General features: G+C 72.1%; 16 protein-coding genes. 8 read left to right on the forward strand and 8 right to left on the reverse strand.

Annotation, left to right across the window (positions count from 1 at the left end; all coding sequences use genetic code 11):
- The first annotated feature begins 126 nt into the window (after positions 1–126).
- From chvE to ACFVDM_RS11270, 4 genes are all read left to right on the forward strand, one after another.
- Positions 127–1,251 (forward strand): multiple monosaccharide ABC transporter substrate-binding protein, encoded by a 1,125-nt coding sequence (gene chvE / locus ACFVDM_RS11255; RefSeq protein WP_383636290.1) that lies wholly within the window; start codon positions 127–129, stop codon positions 1,249–1,251.
- Positions 1,248–2,816 carry a multiple monosaccharide ABC transporter ATP-binding protein gene (gene mmsA, locus ACFVDM_RS11260; RefSeq protein ID WP_383636293.1) on the forward strand — a complete coding sequence of 523 codons (1,569 nt, stop codon included), beginning with the start codon at positions 1,248–1,250 and terminating at the stop codon, positions 2,814–2,816. The genes chvE and mmsA overlap by 4 nt, the downstream gene beginning before the upstream one ends.
- A 6-nt stretch (positions 2,817–2,822) precedes the next feature.
- Entirely contained in the window at positions 2,823–4,058 is a 1,236-nt protein-coding gene (gene mmsB, locus ACFVDM_RS11265) for a multiple monosaccharide ABC transporter permease (RefSeq protein ID WP_383636296.1), read from the forward strand.
- A gap of 112 nt (positions 4,059–4,170) precedes the next feature.
- Complete coding sequence (locus ACFVDM_RS11270) at positions 4,171–5,688, forward strand: carboxylesterase/lipase family protein (RefSeq protein WP_383636787.1); 1,518 nt, start codon at positions 4,171–4,173, stop codon at positions 5,686–5,688.
- Between the two features lie 21 nt (positions 5,689–5,709).
- Here ACFVDM_RS11270 and ACFVDM_RS11275 read toward each other — a convergent pair whose 3' ends face one another.
- On the reverse strand, positions 5,710–6,741 hold the full coding sequence (locus tag ACFVDM_RS11275; protein ID WP_383636299.1) for an SCO7460 family lipoprotein: 1,032 nt from the start codon (positions 6,739–6,741) through the stop codon (positions 5,710–5,712).
- A 305-nt stretch (positions 6,742–7,046) separates the two neighbouring features.
- Between ACFVDM_RS11275 and ACFVDM_RS11280 the strand changes: the two genes are divergently transcribed.
- Entirely contained in the window at positions 7,047–8,210 is a 1,164-nt protein-coding gene (locus ACFVDM_RS11280) for a S1 family peptidase (protein ID WP_383636302.1), read from the forward strand.
- A gap of 60 nt (positions 8,211–8,270) precedes the next feature.
- Here the strand turns inward: ACFVDM_RS11280 and ACFVDM_RS11285 are convergent, their stop codons facing one another.
- Positions 8,271–8,720, reverse strand: a complete 450-nt coding sequence (locus ACFVDM_RS11285; RefSeq protein WP_383636305.1) for a GNAT family N-acetyltransferase — start codon at positions 8,718–8,720, stop codon at positions 8,271–8,273.
- 122 nt (positions 8,721–8,842) lie between these two features.
- Between ACFVDM_RS11285 and ACFVDM_RS11290 the strand changes: the two genes are divergently transcribed.
- Entirely contained in the window at positions 8,843–9,136 is a 294-nt protein-coding gene (locus ACFVDM_RS11290) for a DUF2087 domain-containing protein (RefSeq protein ID WP_383636308.1), read from the forward strand.
- Positions 9,137–9,164: 28 nt separating this feature from the next.
- Here ACFVDM_RS11290 and ACFVDM_RS11295 read toward each other — a convergent pair whose 3' ends face one another.
- The 3 genes from ACFVDM_RS11295 to ACFVDM_RS11305 form a co-directional block, all read right to left on the reverse strand.
- The gene (locus ACFVDM_RS11295) at positions 9,165–9,830 is read right to left on the reverse strand and encodes a nitroreductase (RefSeq protein ID WP_383636790.1); all 666 of its coding nucleotides are present in this window, start codon (positions 9,828–9,830) and stop codon (positions 9,165–9,167) included.
- 75 nt (positions 9,831–9,905) lie between these two features.
- Complete coding sequence (locus ACFVDM_RS11300; protein WP_383636311.1) at positions 9,906–10,421, reverse strand: DUF6630 family protein; 516 nt, start codon at positions 10,419–10,421, stop codon at positions 9,906–9,908.
- A gap of 165 nt (positions 10,422–10,586) precedes the next feature.
- Positions 10,587–11,204 carry a TetR/AcrR family transcriptional regulator C-terminal domain-containing protein gene (locus tag ACFVDM_RS11305; RefSeq protein ID WP_383636314.1) on the reverse strand — a complete coding sequence of 206 codons (618 nt, stop codon included), beginning with the start codon at positions 11,202–11,204 and terminating at the stop codon, positions 10,587–10,589.
- Between the two features lie 65 nt (positions 11,205–11,269).
- Here ACFVDM_RS11305 and ACFVDM_RS11310 point away from each other — a divergent pair, with 65 nt between their 5' ends.
- Positions 11,270–12,481 carry a beta-ketoacyl-[acyl-carrier-protein] synthase family protein gene (locus ACFVDM_RS11310; RefSeq protein WP_383636317.1) on the forward strand — a complete coding sequence of 404 codons (1,212 nt, stop codon included), beginning with the start codon at positions 11,270–11,272 and terminating at the stop codon, positions 12,479–12,481.
- 109 nt (positions 12,482–12,590) lie between these two features.
- On the opposite strand, the gene ACFVDM_RS11315 is transcribed toward ACFVDM_RS11310, so the two are convergent.
- Positions 12,591–13,520, reverse strand: a complete 930-nt coding sequence (locus ACFVDM_RS11315; RefSeq protein WP_383636320.1) for an LLM class F420-dependent oxidoreductase — start codon at positions 13,518–13,520, stop codon at positions 12,591–12,593.
- Positions 13,521–13,686: 166 nt separating this feature from the next.
- On the opposite strand from ACFVDM_RS11315, the gene ACFVDM_RS11320 reads away from it, so the two are divergent.
- Positions 13,687–14,496, forward strand: a complete 810-nt coding sequence (locus ACFVDM_RS11320; protein WP_383636323.1) for an aminoglycoside N(3)-acetyltransferase — start codon at positions 13,687–13,689, stop codon at positions 14,494–14,496.
- Positions 14,497–14,498: 2 nt separating this feature from the next.
- Here ACFVDM_RS11320 and ACFVDM_RS11325 read toward each other — a convergent pair whose 3' ends face one another.
- Both ACFVDM_RS11325 and ACFVDM_RS11330 read right to left on the reverse strand, forming a co-directional pair.
- Positions 14,499–14,903 (reverse strand): S26 family signal peptidase, encoded by a 405-nt coding sequence (locus ACFVDM_RS11325; protein WP_383636326.1) that lies wholly within the window; start codon positions 14,901–14,903, stop codon positions 14,499–14,501.
- Positions 14,904–14,958: 55 nt separating this feature from the next.
- Positions 14,959–15,804, reverse strand: a complete 846-nt coding sequence (locus ACFVDM_RS11330; protein ID WP_383636329.1) for an aldo/keto reductase — start codon at positions 15,802–15,804, stop codon at positions 14,959–14,961.
- Positions 15,805–15,845 lie beyond the last annotated feature (41 nt).

Consider the following 15,845-nt stretch of genomic DNA (forward strand, 5'->3'; position numbering starts at 1 on the left):
CGTCGATGGGGCGGCCTCCCGCATGCCTCCGCGTGCCACGTTTCCCGAACCGTGTCCGATATACCGAACCATCGATGAGGGCAGCGCGGCCCGACCGGCCGCCGCCCCCGCACCGGAGGATCGACCATGCGCAGTTCCTCACGCACCCTCCCCGCACGGACCGCGACGGTCCTCACCGCCCTCGCCCTCTGCGCGTCCCTCGCCGCCTGCGGCCAGAACAGCGACGGCGGCAGCAAGGCGGAGAAGTCCGGGGGCAAGGGCTCCACCATCGGGATCGCCATGCCCACCAAGTCCTCGGAACGGTGGATAGCCGACGGCCGCAACATGGCCGCCGAGTTCCACAAGCTCGGGTACAAGACCGATCTGCAGTACGGCGAGGACGACGTCGACCAGCAGGTCTCCCAGATCGAGAACATGATCACCAAGGGGGTGGACGTCCTGGTGATCGCCGCCATCGACGGACGCGCCCTCGGCGACGTCCTGCGCCAGGCGGGGGAGCAGGGCATCAGGGTCATCGCCTACGACCGCCTCATCCTCGGCAGCCCCGACGTCGACTACTACGCCTCCTTCGACAACGAGAAGGTCGGCGAGCTCCAGGCCGGCTACATCCTCGACCGGCTCGGACTCGAATCGGGCACCGCGAAGGGCCCGTTCAACATCGAGCTGTTCGCCGGCTCCCCGGACGACAACAACACGCGCTACTTCTTCCAGGGGGCCTGGAAGACCCTCAAGCCCTATCTCGACAAGCAGCAACTGGTCGTCCGCAGCAAGCAGACCAAGCTCGACCAGATCACCACCCTGCGCTGGGACGGCGGCACCGCCCAGAAGCGCATGGACGACCTGCTGACGAGTTCCTACTCCTCGGCGGACGTCGACGCGGTGCTCTCGCCGTACGACGGCATCTCGATCGGTGTCATCTCGGCGCTCAAGTCGGACGGCTACGGCACCGCGGCCAAGCCGTACCCCGTCGTCACCGGCCAGGACGCCGAGATCGCCTCCGTGAAGTCGATCATCGCGGGACAGCAGACACAGACCGTCTACAAGGACACCCGGGCCCTGGCCAAACAGGCGGTCCAGATGGCCGACGCCGTACTCAACGACAAGAAGCCCGAGGTCAACGACACCACCACGTACGACAACGAGAAGAAGGTCGTCCCCTCGTTCCTGCTCGACCCGGTGAGCGTCGACAAGAGCAACTACCGCGCCGAACTCGTCGATTCCGGCTACCTCAAGGAGAGCGACCTGCGATGACCGCCACGACGGCCGAACCGGTGGCCGCCGCCCCGATCCTGGAGATGCGGTCCATCGTCAAGACCTTCCCCGGCGTCACCGCCCTCGCCGACGTCTCCCTGACCGTCGCCCGGGGCGAGATCCACGCCGTCTGCGGGGAGAACGGCGCCGGGAAGTCCACCCTGATGAAGATCCTCAGCGGGGTGCACCCGCACGGCAGCTACGAGGGCGAGATCCGCTTCGACGGCGAGGACTGCGCCTTCCGCGACATCCGGGCGAGCGAGGCACGCGGCATCGTGATCATCCATCAGGAACTCGCCCTGATCCCCTACCTCTCCCTCGCCGAGAACATCTTCCTCGGCAACGAGCACGCCTCCCGCGGCCTCGTCGACTGGAACGAGACCCTGCGCCACGCCGCCGCCCTGCTGAAGCGCGTCGGCCTCAGGGAGCGCCCGCAGACCAGGGTCGCGGACATCGGCGTCGGCAAACAGCAGCTCGTCGAGATCGCCAAGGCCCTCTCCAAGAAGGTGGAACTGCTCATCCTCGACGAGCCGACCGCCGCCCTCAACGACGAGGACAGCGCCCATCTCCTCGCCCTCATCCGCGAACTGAGGGACCAGGGCGTCTCCTCGATCATCATCTCGCACAAGATCGGCGAGATCACCTCCGTCGCCGACTCGGTCACCGTGCTGCGCGACGGCCGGACCGTCGAAACGCTCGACGCGCACGCCGGAGCGGCGACCGAGGACCGCATCATCCGGGGCATGGTCGGCCGCGATCTCGACCACCGCTTCCCGCCGCGCACCCCGTACGAGGGCGACCCGGACGCCCACCCCGCCCTGGAGATCCGGGACTGGACCGTCCACCATCCGATCGACCGGCACCGCAAGGTCGTCGACGGCGTCTCGCTGCGGGCCGGCCGGGGCGAGATCGTCGGCATCGCCGGACTGATGGGCGCCGGACGCACCGAACTCGCCATGAGCGTCTTCGGCCGCAGCTACGGCACGGACATCAGCGGAACGGTCCTCAAGGACGGCCGCGAGATCCGCACCCGCACCGTGGCCGAGGCCGTCCGCCACAAGATCGCGTACGTCACCGAGGACCGCAAGCACTACGGCCTGAACCTCATCGACACCATCAGCCGCAACATCAGCCTCGGTGCTCTCGGCAAGGTCGCCCGCCACGGAATCGTCGACGAGCACGAGGAGACCCGCGTCGCCGAGTCGTACCGGACCTCCATGAACATCAAGACGCCCAGCGTGTTCGAACAGACCGGGCGCCTCTCCGGCGGGAACCAGCAGAAAGTCGTGCTCAGCCGGTGGATCTTCGCGGGCCCCGACATCCTCGTGCTCGACGAACCCACCCGCGGCATCGACATCGGCGCCAAGTACGAGATCTACACCGTCATCGACCGGCTCGCCGCCGAGGGCCGGGCCGTCGTCCTCATCTCCTCCGAGCTGCCCGAACTCCTCGGCATGTGCGACCGGATCTACACCATGGCGGCCGGCCGGCTCACCGGCGAAGTCCCGCGCGCCCAGGCCACCCAGGAGGTCCTGATGCGCCATATGACCAGTGACAAGAGGTAGCAGGACATGGCCCAGGCCCCCACCGGCACCCGACGGCCCGCCCTCGGCAAGGACGCCCCCGCCGCGCTCACGACCGGCGTGATCCTGCGCGAGGCGGCGCGCCGCAACATCCGCCAGTACGGCATGCTCATCGCCCTCGGACTGATCGTGGTCCTCTTCGGCATATGGACCGACGGCGTCCTCCTCAAGCCGAACAACGTCACCAATCTCGTCCTCCAGAACAGCTACATCCTGGTCCTCGCCATCGGCATGATGATCGTCATCATCGCCGGGCACATCGACCTCTCCGTCGGCTCGCTCGCCGCCTTCGTCTCCGCCGCCTGCGCCGTCATGATGGTCGAGCACGACGTCCCCTGGGTCCTCGCCCTCGTCCTCGCCCTTCTCCTCGGCGCGGTCGCGGGCGCCTGGCAGGGCTTCTGGATCGCGTACGTCGGCATCCCCTCGTTCATCGTCACCCTCGCCGGGATGCTGCTCTTCCGGGGCGGTACGCAGATCCTGCTCGGCAGCCGCTCACTGGGCCCCTTCCCCGAGGGATTCCAGAAGATCTCCACCGGCTATCTGCCCGAGGTCGGACCCGTCACCAACTACCACAACCTCACCCTGCTCCTCGGTGCGGCCCTGCTCGCCCTCGCCCTGCTCCAGGAGGCGCGCGGCCGCCGCCGCCAACAGCGCCACGGCCTCGACGTCCTGCCCCGCAACCTCTTCCTGCTGAAGTGCGCGGCCCTGGCCGCCGCGGTGCTCGCCTTCACCCTGACCCTGGCGAGCTACCGGGGCGTCCCCGTCGTCCTGCTGCTGCTGGCCGCGCTGCTCATCGGCTTCGGCTACGTCATGCGCAACGCCGTGATCGGACGCCATGTGTACGCCCTCGGCGGCAACGCGGCCGCAGCAAAGCTCTCCGGCGTCAAGGACCGCCGCGTCACCTTCCTGGTCTTCGTCAACATGGGCGTCCTCGCGGCGCTGGCCGGCATCGTCTACGCCGCCCGCCTCAACGCCGGGGTTCCCCAGGCCGGCACCAACTTCGAACTGGAGGCCATCGCCGCCGCGTTCATCGGAGGCGCCTCGATGAGCGGGGGCGTCGGCACCGTCCTCGGCGCCCTCATCGGCGGACTGGTGCTCGGCGTCCTCAACAACGGGATGTCCCTCGTCGGCATCGGCACCGACTACCAGCAGGTCATCAAGGGCCTGGTCCTGCTCGCGGCGGTCGGTTTCGACGTCTACAACAAGCGCAGGGTCGGCTCCTGACGCCCGCCCGGTCAATCCGCTCGCGTGCGCGTACGCCCTCCTGTCACTCTGATCATGGAGCCGCCCGGCCGGGCGGCCCCGGACGAGGGACGGTGGAGCGGCGTTGACCGAGGTGTTCGAGACGGTGGCGGGGCGGGTGCGCGGGCGGGCTCCGCACCGGGGAGCGGTCGCCGTGCTGGGGATTCCGTACGCGGAACCCCCGTTCGGCGACAACCGGCTCGCGGCGCCGCGCGCCCGCCGCCCCTGGACGGGCGTGCGCGACTGCACGCGCTTCGGCCCCGTGCCCCCGCAGTCGGCGGAGCTTCCGGGCGCACCCGTCTGGTCGCCCGGTGACGAGGACGTGCTCAGCCTCAACGTCTGGACCCCCGAGCCCGCCGTCCGGGCCGGGGCCGGGCCGCTGCCCGTGCTGGTGTGGATCCACGGCGGCGCCTACACCTTCGGATCGAGCGCCCAGCCCGACTTCGACGGCACGGTCCCGGCCCGCGCCGGGACCGTCGTCGTCACCCTCAACTACCGCCTCGGCTTCGAGGGGTTCGGTCATGTCCCCGACGACGGCGACGGCCTCCACCCGCCCAATCGGGGGCTGCTCGACCAGATCGCCGCACTGGAATGGGTCCGTGACAACATCGCCGCCTTCGGTGGGGCGCCGGACCGCGTCACCGTGGCCGGACAGTCCGCCGGGGCCACCTCGGTGGCCTGCCTGATGGTCATGGACGGCGCGCGCGGACTGTTCCGTCGCGCCGTCGCGCACAGCGCGGTGGGCCCCGTCTTCGCCCCCGGACCGGCCGAGGAACTGACCCTGCGGATCGCCGGAGCGGCCGGTGTCCCCGCCACTGCGGCCGGACTCGCCGCCGCCTCTCCGCAGACGCTGGTGCGCGCGGCCGACGCCGTCGTGGACGGCTACCGCAACGCCCCGGGTACGGGCCCCCTCTCCTGGGACCCGGTCGTCTTCGGCCCGGTCGCCGACGGCCGTGTCCTGCGCGCCGACCCGGTGGAGCTGATGGGCTCCGGCGCGGCCCCGGACATCGACCTCCTCGTCTGCCACACCACGCAGGAGTACTGGCTGTTCGACGCCGTGAACAGCCTCGCCCCCGTGGCCGACCACGGGGAACTGTCCGGCTTCGCCCACGATCTCGGCCTCCCCGGCTCCCTGGTGGAGGGGTACCGCCGGCTGCTCCCCTCCGCATCGCCGCGCGAACTCCAGCTCGCCCTGTACGGGGACCTCTCCTTCGGCGAGTACGGCAACCGCCTCGCCGACGCGCACGCACGGGCCGGCGGGCGCACGTTCCTGTCCCGTTTCGCCCGGCAGCGCGGGGGAGAGGCGCCGGTGTACGCCTGGCACTGCGCGGACGTGCCCTTCGTGTTCGGCACCCTGGACGAGGAGAGCGTCCATTTCCTGATCGGCGGCCCGCCCACGGAGGACGACCGGCGGCTGTCCGCGCGGATGCGCGCCGCCTGGGCCGGCTTCGCGGCGGACGGCGACCCCGGCTGGCGTCCGAAGGGGGACCCGGAGGAGACGGTCAGGATCTGGGGGACGCCGGACCCGGCGGCCGGCCCCGATCCCTGGCGGGACGGCGACCGGGTGCGTGGCCTGTGGAGTTCTTACGCGTACGGCCCCGCCGCCCCCTGAGACAAGCCGTGCGACGGACCGTCAGCGTGCGGGGAGCCGCAGCGGTCCTCGCCCCTCGCGCACGGAGCCGACGGGGCGCAGGTCGCCCACCGGCGTACCCCGGACATCGGTCGTGACCTCCACGGCCATGTCGCCGAGGCAGGTCAGGTCGCCGTCCGGCTCCTCGCAGTACAGCACGTACCCGGTGAGCCGGTCGACGGTCCCCGGCTCCAGACGCCACACCCCCTGGTACGTGCTCATCTGCACCCGGGGGTGGCCGGCGCGGAGGCGTTCGCGCACGGACTTCCGGACGTTCGCGCCGAACTTCTCCTGAACCTCGAAGGGGCGCACGATCCGGGCCTGTCCCGTCGTGTCGAGCCTGCCCTCCGGGGCCGCGTAGCCCAGCGCGTAGTAGGGGTGCGACTGGAGGGAGGCGAGCAGCCGGGTGTCGGTGAGCCGTACGGCGGTCGGATCGGACGACTTGCCGGCCGGTCGCTTCGCGGCGACGGAGGGGGACGCCAGGTTGACGGCCGCCCCGCGCGCGCCCGCGGCCGCGTCGGTCCTCGCCTCGGCCTGCCGCCAGGTGCGGACGCAGGAGCCGACGTCCGCGAGGGTGGCCCGCACGGTGGCGTTGGTGAGCGATCCCACGATCCAGGGCGCCCCGGAGGCGGGTTCGTAGGCGATCACCTCGTACCCGCACGCTGTGAACGTACGGATCATCAGCCTCATGCGCTCCGCCTCGGCCCGGCCGCGCGTCACCGCTTCGTCGAGGACTCCCCGGCAGGGATGGGAGTTGCAGGTGCCCTTGCCGGCGTCGACGCGGAGGCGGACGACCGCGTCGGGGTCGTCCTTCACGGCGAAGGAGATCTCGGAGCCCTCGGACTGCGGGAACAGTGTCCGCGCGCCGATCACCCGGAGCAGGCCGGGGTAGTGCTCGTTGGCGAGCTTCTCCGCGTACCGCCGGTCGTCCTTCGTGCTGAGCACCCCGCATCCGGAGAGCAGCAGGGCGACGGAACACAACAACGCACCGGCCACTCCCGCCCTGATCCCGTGCCTGCCGCGCATCGCGCCCATGTCCGTTCCCCTCCCGCCCGTCGGGCCGCGCGCGCCTCGGCACGGCCCCGCTCCGGTCATCCGATGCGACGGTAGGACGAGTTGGCCCCCGCCGGATGAGTACATCTACTCAGCCGGGGCGCCCGGTCACCCGGTCGCGGGGGAGTCCGGCGGCGGGATCCGCGTCCGTGATTGGCATGGACCTGCCTACAACTCTCCGCTACAGTCCGGAACGGCACACTCTGAGAGCGCTCTCAAAACGAGGAGCCTCCCGGACGCCTGCTGTTCCTCCCCCACATCAGCGGAACAACAGAAGGGCCACTGCCTTGAGACGCACCACGGCATTACGCACCGCACTGTCCGCCGTGCTCCTCGTCGGAGCCTGGGCGGGCGCCGGATTCCCGTCCGCCACGGCCGCCGACACCCCCGCCGCCGCACCGCGGTCCACTGCCGCGGAACCGGCCTCCTCCGGTCTGCTGGCCGCCATGCGGCGGGACTTCGGCCTCACCGAGACCCAGGCACGGACCCGGCTCGCCGCCGAGAAGTCCGCCACCGCACTCGAACCCCGGGCCCGGCACGCCGCCGGAAACGCGTACGGCGGTTCGTGGTTCGACCCGTCGACGGGCGCTCTCACCGTCGCCGTCACCGGCACGGAACAGGCCGCCGCCGTTCGGGCGACGGGCGCCACCGTCCGCCTCGTCACGCACAGCGCGCGCACCCTCGACGCGGTCAAGGCGAAGCTCGACCGCCTCGACGCGCCCGCGGGCGTGAGCAGTTGGCACGTCGACCCGAAGGCCAACACGGTCGTCGTGAACGTCGCCCGGTCCGCCCGTGCTGACAACGATGTCCGGGCGTTCGTGTCCCGCGCCCGCGCGGCCGGGCCCGTGACCGTCGAGCAGGCGGCCGGGTCCCCGCAGACCTTCGCCGCGGGAACCGTGGGCGGCGACCCCTACTACACCGGCAACGTCCGCTGCTCCATCGGCTTCTCCGTCCACGGAGGCTTCGTCACCGCGGGCCACTGCGGCCGGGCGGGCGCCTCGGTGCGCGGCTGGGACGGCTCGGGGATCGGCAACTTCCAGGGCTCGTCCTTCCCCGGGGACGACTACGCCTGGGTGAACGTCGGCAGCGGCTGGTGGACGGTCCCCGTGGTCCTGGGCTGGGGAACCGTCTCCGACCAGCTGGTCCGCGGTTCGGCCGTGGCACCGGTCGGCTCCTCGGTCTGCCGTTCCGGCTCCACCACGCACTGGCACTGCGGCACCGTCCTCGCCACCAACGAGACGGTCAACTACAGCCAGGGCGCGGTCTACCAGATGACCAAGACGAACGTGTGCGCGGAGGGCGGCGACTCGGGCGGCTCCTTCATCAGCGGCGACCAGGCGCAGGGTGTCACCTCGGGCGGCTGGGGCAACTGCTCCTCGGGCGGTGAGACCTGGTTCCAGCCGATCAACGAGATCCTCAACCGGTACGGGCTGACCCTGCACACGGCCTGACGGCCGGATCACGCGCGGGACGGGGCTGCCACCGTGAGGGGTGGCAGCCCTGCCGCGGCCTCACGCGTGGGGCGCCAGCCGCAGATCGATGAACGGAACGGTGTCGCCGGGCAGAACGTAGCGCTCGATCTCGACGAACCCGCGGTCCAGCGCGAAACGCAGCCCCTCCGGATTGGACTCCAGGACACAGGTCTCGATGACCTCGGCCCCGAGCCCGCGCGCCTCGGCCAGACCGTGCCCGTACAACTCCTTGCCGTACCCCCGGCCCCGGTGACCCGGCAGCACCCGGGCGATGACCGTGGCCGTCGCGTTGTCCCCGGCCGGGGGACGTACGGTCGTGCAGCCCACGGTGGTGTTCCCGAGGTACGCGACGGAGAGCCGGTTGCGCCCGGCGCGCTCACGGACCTCGTCGAGCGAGAGCACGGCGGTCGGGATGATCGTGTTGTGAACCCGCTGCCAGTCCAGCAGGGCGGCGTCGTCGGCCACCGGTTCGATACGGAGTGCGGTCATCGCAGTAGGCAACCGTGGGCACGGACGCACGTCAACCCGGATCAGGAGTGACGCGCCGTCCGGCACCGGGGCGCCCCGGAATTGTGTTGCCGCCCCGGCGCGGGCTTGAGAGGCTGCGGCCCATGTCCGACTCACTCGCAACGGCAGCCCCCACCCGCGGGGTGGCCGACCTCTTCTCCCACGGCCGGCTGACGGCGATCCCGCGCAGGGCCGCCCGCCGTCAGCAGCTCCTCGACCACCTCGCGGAGACCCTGTTCGCCCCCGGGCGCACCTACTCCGAGCGCGAGGTCAACGACGCGCTGCTCACCGTGCACGAGGACTGTGCCGCGCTCCGCCGCTATCTGATCATCGGCGGACAGCTCAGCCGCACCAAGGACGGCGTCAGCTACCGGCGGGCGGAGTCCCGCCCCGAGTGAGCGCGTGCCCGGCCGCCGGTCCGGCGGATCACGTCCCGACGAAGCTGACGGTCTCCGCCAGATCCGCCCGCCCGGTGCGCAGCCTCGGCACACCCTCCTTCTCGAAGCCGACCGCGACCCCGCAGAGCAGCACGAGCCCGTCGTCGGCACCGACCGCCCGGCCGACGGTCTCGTGGAACATGGTCCACATCACCTGCGGGCAACTGTGCAGTCCCTCGGCTCTCAGCAGCAGCATGACCGTCTGCAGGTACATGCCCGCGTCCGCCCACTGTCCCGGCCCCATCGTCCGGTCGAGGTAGCAGAACAGCACGACCGGCGCACCGAACGCGTCCGAGTTCAACGCGGCGATCTTCACGGGCCGTTCGGGGTCGGCCCGTTCGATCCCCAGGGCCCCGTACCGCTGGGCGGCAGCCGCGGCGAAGCGGTCGGTGTACGGCGAGGCCAGCCCGTCCGGGTACATCGGATACTGCCGTGCGTCCCCGGGGTCCCCGGCCAACGCCCTCGCCGTCGCCCGCCTCTTCAGCTCGGCCAGCGGCTCGCCCGTCACGACGTACACCTGCCACGGCTGGAGGTTCCCGCTCGACGGGGCCCGGGTCGCGGCGGCCAGCACCCGTTCGAGTACAGCGCGGGGCACCGGCGTGTCGCTGAACGACCGCACGGCCCGGCGGCTGTCCACCGCCTCGTACACATCCATGGTGTGGGCCCTTTCGTTCACGGGTGGACGGTCCGACCCGAGCATGTCAGACGTCCTGCTCCGCGCCCGCGCCGGTCACGCGCCGAGCGGCACCGCCACGCAGCCCGCCTGCGCGGCCAGGGCGGTGAGCCGGTCCGTCTGCGCGGCTCTGAGGCAGACCACCGGATAGCAGTCCGACTCGATGTCGAGCACCGCGAGCGCCGCCCCGACCTCTGCGTAGTGCCTGCCGCAGGCGGCGAGGAAGTCGGCCGTCAGCAGACCCCACTCGGCGTCCTCGATCAGCACCCAGGGGTCCACGGGCGGGCGCGACGCCAGACTTCCGAGTCGGGCCCGGATCTCGTGGGCGTCCTCCTTCCAGTCGAACTCCGCGAGCAGGTCGTACTCGGCGAGGGCGTCGACCAGGGATATCCAGGCCAGACCGGCGAAGGGCTCCTCGATGCCCCGGTCCTGCAGGCGGTCGGCGAATTCGCGCACATACGCCTCGGGGTGGTCGTACGCCCGGAGGACCTGTGCGGCCACGGCCGGAACGCCGGGCGCGAGGAGCCCCGCAAGGGCGGCGAGGGAGGAACGGGCTTCGTCGGGTGCGGACAAGGGGGGCTCCTCGGGCAGTGGCGCCGTACGACGGGCGGAGTCGGTGCCGGACGGATCGCCGGCCTCTTCTCCGAACCCTCGCACAGGGGTCTGACAGTGAGGGCCGGTCAGGTGCGGGTGCCCGAGCCGGCCCGGAGGCGGAACGGCCCCTTCGAGTGAGTCCGGCTACGTGGGCGCATCGCCGTCGTGAATCGTCAGCGCGCCCGCGAGGTCGAGGTCGGAGACCGTGCCGTGCGCCCCGGCGCGAACGAGGAGCACGGCCCCCAGCGCGGTGCTCCAGAACGTTCGGGCCTCCACGTCGAGCGGGCGCCGGGCCGCCCAGCCGCGGCGGTCGATGAGCTGGCCCACGAAGCGCTCGGACTGGCGGAAGAGCAGCTGGAGGTGCCGGTCCACGACGGGGGCGAGTTCGGGGCGCGCGATGGCGGCGGCGAGGGCGCGTGTGACCGACGGGAGCGAGGGCATGGCGAGGACGGCGCGGGCGATGTTGCGCCGGAAGGCCGCCGCGTCGGGGGCCTGGCGGCCGACGCGTTCGACGCGGCGGGCGTCGTGCAGCAGACCGAGGAACGCGGCGTGCACGAGGAGCGCGTCCTTGGAACCGAAGTAGTAGGTCACCTGGTTGGGGAAGGCGTCCGCCGCGTGCGCGATCTCCGCGACGCTCGGATCGGCGCCGGGCCGCTCCTCGCGCAGCCGGGCGGTCGCCTCGATCAGCCGGCGCCGCGTCACCCGACCGCGGTCGCGCGACCGGGCCGGGGCCGGACGGGTCTCGGTTCGCTTCTTCTCCACCCCGGAATTGTATGTGATACAACAAAGACGTTCACTTGTATGGCATACAAGAAAGGCTGAAGGGCATGTACGGGACTGAAGTCGTGGTGACCGGACTCGGCGCGATCACCCCGCTCGGGGCGGACACGGCGTCCACCTGGGACGCGCTGCTGGCGGGCGCGTCCGGCCTCGGCGAAGGGGTCCTGCCCGGGGTCGTCGCGGGCACGATGGCCGTCGACCCCGCGACCCTGATGCCGCGGGTGACGGCCAGACGGCTCGACCGCTCGCAGCAGGCGGCCCTGGTCGCGGCGGCCGAGGCCTGGAGCGACGCGGGCGGCCCGGAGGTGGACCCGTACCGGCTCGCCTCGGCCATCGGCACCGGCATCGGCGGCGTACGGACGCTGCTGAACGAGGACGACGTCCTGGAGGCGTCGGGGGTACGGCGTGTCTCGCCCCGTACGGTCCCGATGCTCATGCCCAACGCGGCGGCGGCCCTGGTCAGCATCGAGTACGGGGCCCGCGCCGGGGCCTACACGCCGGTCTCGGCCTGCTCCTCCGGCGCGGAGGCCATCGCCCTGGGAGCGAGGCTCATCCGCGCGGGGGAGGCGGACGTGGTGATCGCGGGCGGCACGGAGGCGGCCATCACCCCGATCACCGTGGCCGGCTTCGTCCAGGCGAAGGCCCTGTCCCGGCACACCGCGGAACCGGCCTCGGCCTCCCGGCCGTTCGCCGCCGACCGCAGCGGGTTCGTCCTGAGCGAGGGCGCGGCGGTCATGGTGCTGGAGAGCGCCGAACACGCCGCCGCGCGAGGCGCACGCGTCCACGCGGTGCTCGCCGGTGCGGGCATCGCCGCCGACGCCCACCACATCACGGCGCCCGCCGCCGACGGCTCCGGTCAGATCGCCGCCATGCGCAAGGCCCTCGCCCAGGCCGGGCTCGGCCCCGAACGCATCGGCCACATCAACGCCCACGCCACCGGCACCGAGGTCGGCGACGCGGCCGAGGCACGCGCGATCGGCGAGGTCTTCGGCCGCGCCACCGTCACGGCCCCCAAGGCCTCGCTCGGCCATCTCTTCGGCGCGGCCGGCGCGATCGAGGCACTGCTCGCGGTCCTGAGCGTGGAACACGGGGTCGTCCCGCCGACCCGGAACCTTGACGCCGGGGTCGGTCCCGACATCGCCCACGATGTCGTCGCGGAGCGACGCGACATCCCCCAGGACGCGGTCCTCACCAACTCCTTCGGGTTCGGCGGGCAGAACGTGTCACTGGTCTTCACCGGCACGGCACAGCGGGACTAGACGTGTCCGGGCGTGTGTCCGGACGGTGCCGGGCCCGTGCGGCGGCGGGAGGACCGGTGCGGCGGACGGGAGGGCCCGTGCCCGCCCGCCGCCGTCCGGTGCCGGCAGGTCAGATCCCGGCGGCGCGGGCCGTCTCGTACACATCGGTCGCCACGTCGACGAGTTCCGACGCGTCGCGCAACGGGCCCTGGAGATCCAGCAGGATCCGGGGCACGCCCGTGGCGGCGTGTGCGGCCAGGTCCTCGACGATCTGGTCGGTACTGCCGTGGAACAACGCCCGGTCACCGCCCGCCACGGGCTGTGCGCTGTAGCGCGCGTTGGCGCGGAGGCAGACGTCGAGCGGACGCTCGCGCCCGCGCTCGGCGGCGGTGTCACGGACGTGCCGCCACTGCTCGGCCAGCGCGTCGGCACCCCGCGCCACGGGCATCCACCCGTCGGCCCGGTCGACGAGCCGACGCGTGGCGCGCGGGCCGTTCGCGGGAAGGAAGACCGGGATGGGGCGGACCGGCTTGGGCCCTACGACGGACGGCCGGATCGTCGTCAGCTCACCCTTGTACGACACCGGGTCGGGGCCCCACACCGCCGCGCACACGTCGAGCAGTTCGTCCAGCACCGCGCCGCGCCGCTCGAACGGGGCGACGGACGCCGCCGCGTACTCGTCGTGCGACCAGCCCGTCCCCAGCCCGGCGAGGACCCGGCCCCCGCTGGCCACGTCGAGCGAGGCCAGGGACCGCGCGAGCTGGAAGGGAACGTGCAGCGGGGCGACCAGCACGCTGGTCCCGAGGCCGATCCGCTCGGTGGCGCCCGCGGCCAGCGTCAGGGTGACCAGGGGGTCCGCGACACCCCGGTAGTGCTCGGGCCAGGGCATCCCCGGGATCCCGTACAGGCCCTGCGCGGCCGGTTCCGGGACGAGAATCCGCTCGAACACCCACAGGCTCTCGTAGCCCACCGCCTCGGCGGCGCGTGCCACCGCGGCGACGTCCCGCCCGAGGGCGTACTGCTTCGTCTGGGGCAGACCGAGACCGAGCGCGACCGGCATACGCGTACTCCTCACACGGCTGAACGAGGCAACCAGCCTAGGCCAGAGTGTTACTGACGCAACGCCTGTTCACGGACGCACCATCCGTCACCGAACAGAACAGGCCACCTTGTGGCGCGGGGAAATCGGTGGCGCGGGGAGGGGACCGGCCGGAGACTGACCGGTCATGACCATCGAGCCCCAGACCGGCCCTCTGTGCACCCGTGAATCCCTCGCGTCCGAACTGCGCGCCCTCGGGGTGCGCTCCGGCGAGACCCTTCTCGTGCACTCCTCGCTCAGCTCACTGGGCTGGGTCTGCGGAGGCCCCGTTGCCGTGATCGAAGCGCTGCTCGACGTCCTCGGCCCCCGGGGGACCCTCGTCGTCCCGACACACTCCGCCGACAACTTGGACCCGGCCGCCTGGCAGAACCCGCCCGTGCCCGCGTCCTGGTGGGACGGCATCCGCGCATCCACCCCCGCCTTCGACACCCGCACCACGCGGAGTCTGGGCGTCGGCGTCGTCCCCGAGACGCTCCGCACCTGGCCGGGCGCCCTGCGCAGCGTGCACCCGCAGACGTCCTTTGCCGCCCTCGGCCCCCGAGCGGCCGGGATCGTGGACGGGCACGCCCTCGACTGCCGCTTCGGCGAGCACAGCCCCCTGGCGCGACTGGAGGAGGCCGGAGCCCGAATTCTGCTGCTCGGCGCCGGATTCGACTCCTGCTCCGCCTTCCACCTCGCCGAATACCGTGTTCCGGCGACCCGGGTGACCAACTCCTTCGCGGTCACCACCCCGCAGGGGCGTCGCTGGACCACCGTGGAGGACACCGCGATCTCCTCCGACGACTTCGACGACCTGGGCGCGGACTTCGAGAAGACCCACCCGGTTCTGCGCGGCAGAGTGGGCGGCGCGGATTCCCGGCTCTTCGGCCTGCCGGACGCGGTGACCCACGCGGTGGCATGGATCCGGGAGAACCGGTGCCGGACAGAGGGGTTCTGACGCTACGGACGGTTCAACGGCCCGGGGCGCCGCCCCGGCGGGTCATCGGATGCCGGTGGGCCGGCCCCGGTCGTCTTGCCGGTGGCACCCGACCGCGCGACGCCGTCGACCTCGACACAGATCCCGAAGACCCGGTCGTGGCCCGTCCAGCCGTTCACCCGGCCGCGGTTGTTGCTGATCTGCACCCGCTTCCGGGCACGGTCCACCGCCGACACCAGGTGCAGGTACACCGTCCCGGCGACACGGGCGAGAACGATGTCGCCGACCTCCACGGCCGAGGGATCGACCGGGGCGACCACCACCCGCTGCCGACTGCGTATCAGCGGAACCATCGACGAACCGCTGGGGCGGAACGTCACCGTGCTGCCGCCGGCGACTCTGGCGGCCACTGCGTCAAGTGCACCCATACGGGGATCGTGGCAGACCACCCCGCACATCCCCACCGGTTTCAGCGGCGAACGGTCAGCCCTCGCCCCGCAGATACGCCAGATCCTCCGCGTCCAGCACGAGCGAGTCCGCCGCGAGGTTCTCCTCCAGGTGGCGGAGTGTCCCGGTGCCCGGGATGGACAGCACGACGGGGGACCGGGCCAGCGAGAAGGCGAGTTGCACCTGGGGGACGGTCGCTCCGTGGCGGGCCGCGATCTTGCCCAGGCGCGCCTCGTCGAGGGGGTTGCCGCCACCGCCGAGCGGAAAGAACGGGACGTACGCGATGCCCGCCTCCTCGCACCGCGCCAGCAGGCCGTCGTCGTCCTGGTGGTTCTGCACGGCGGCCACGGGAGCGATGGCGCGGGCCTCCGCGAACTGGGCGGCGTCGACGTTGCTGACGCCCAGGTGGCGGATCAGCCCCTCCTCGCGGAGACCGGCCAGGACCTCGAAGCGAGCGGCGAGGGACTCGCCACCGGGGCCGGTCGTCCCGCCCACCCGGAGGTAGACGAGATCGAGCCGGTCCAGGCCCAGGTCACGCAGATCCCTCTCCACCAGGGCGCGCAGCCGGTCAGGGGTGGCCTGGCCGCTCGGCACACCGCCGGGGCCGGGCAGCGGACCGACCTTCGTCGCGATCACCAGATCGTCGGGATAGGGGAACAGGGCCGTGCGGATCATCTCGTTGGCCCGGACCGTGCCGCGGTCGTAGAAGCCCGCCGTGTCGATGTGGTCCACACCCAGTTCGCGTGCCCGCCGCAGCACCGCGACGGCGTTCTCGGGACTGCGTGCCGGACCGTGGAGCGTGCCCGTCGCCAGGCGCATCGCGCCGAAGCCGAGCCTGCGGACGGTGAGGTCCCCGCCGAGGGGGAATGTCTTGATCGTCATGCCGTCCATGGTCCGCGCGGCCGTCCGCGCGGGACAGCACG

The organism is Streptomyces sp. NPDC057682 (genome assembly GCF_042799575.1).
Lineage (GTDB): Bacteria > Actinomycetota > Actinomycetes > Streptomycetales > Streptomycetaceae > Streptomyces.

Bases quoted from the DNA above. Each gene is read 5' to 3' on its own strand.
- ACFVDM_RS11275 (WP_383636299.1), bottom strand. From the start codon at position 6,741: ATGGGCGCGATGCGCGGCAGGCACGGGATCAGGGCGGGAGTGGCCGGT.
- ACFVDM_RS11320 (WP_383636323.1), top strand. From the start codon at position 13,687: ATGACCATCGAGCCCCAGACCGGCCCTCTGTGCACCCGTGAATCCCTC.
- ACFVDM_RS11285 (WP_383636305.1), bottom strand. From the start codon at position 8,720: ATGACCGCACTCCGTATCGAACCGGTGGCCGACGACGCCGCCCTGCTG.
- mmsA (WP_383636293.1), top strand. From the start codon at position 1,248: ATGACCGCCACGACGGCCGAACCGGTGGCCGCCGCCCCGATCCTGGAG.
- ACFVDM_RS11330 (WP_383636329.1), bottom strand. From the start codon at position 15,804: ATGACGATCAAGACATTCCCCCTCGGCGGGGACCTCACCGTCCGCAGG.
- ACFVDM_RS11310 (WP_383636317.1), top strand. From the start codon at position 11,270: ATGTACGGGACTGAAGTCGTGGTGACCGGACTCGGCGCGATCACCCCG.
- ACFVDM_RS11325 (WP_383636326.1), bottom strand. From the start codon at position 14,903: ATGGGTGCACTTGACGCAGTGGCCGCCAGAGTCGCCGGCGGCAGCACG.
- mmsB (WP_383636296.1), top strand. From the start codon at position 2,823: ATGGCCCAGGCCCCCACCGGCACCCGACGGCCCGCCCTCGGCAAGGAC.
- ACFVDM_RS11295 (WP_383636790.1), bottom strand. From the start codon at position 9,830: ATGGATGTGTACGAGGCGGTGGACAGCCGCCGGGCCGTGCGGTCGTTC.
- chvE (WP_383636290.1), top strand. From the start codon at position 127: ATGCGCAGTTCCTCACGCACCCTCCCCGCACGGACCGCGACGGTCCTC.
- ACFVDM_RS11290 (WP_383636308.1), top strand. From the start codon at position 8,843: ATGTCCGACTCACTCGCAACGGCAGCCCCCACCCGCGGGGTGGCCGAC.
- ACFVDM_RS11315 (WP_383636320.1), bottom strand. From the start codon at position 13,520: ATGCCGGTCGCGCTCGGTCTCGGTCTGCCCCAGACGAAGCAGTACGCC.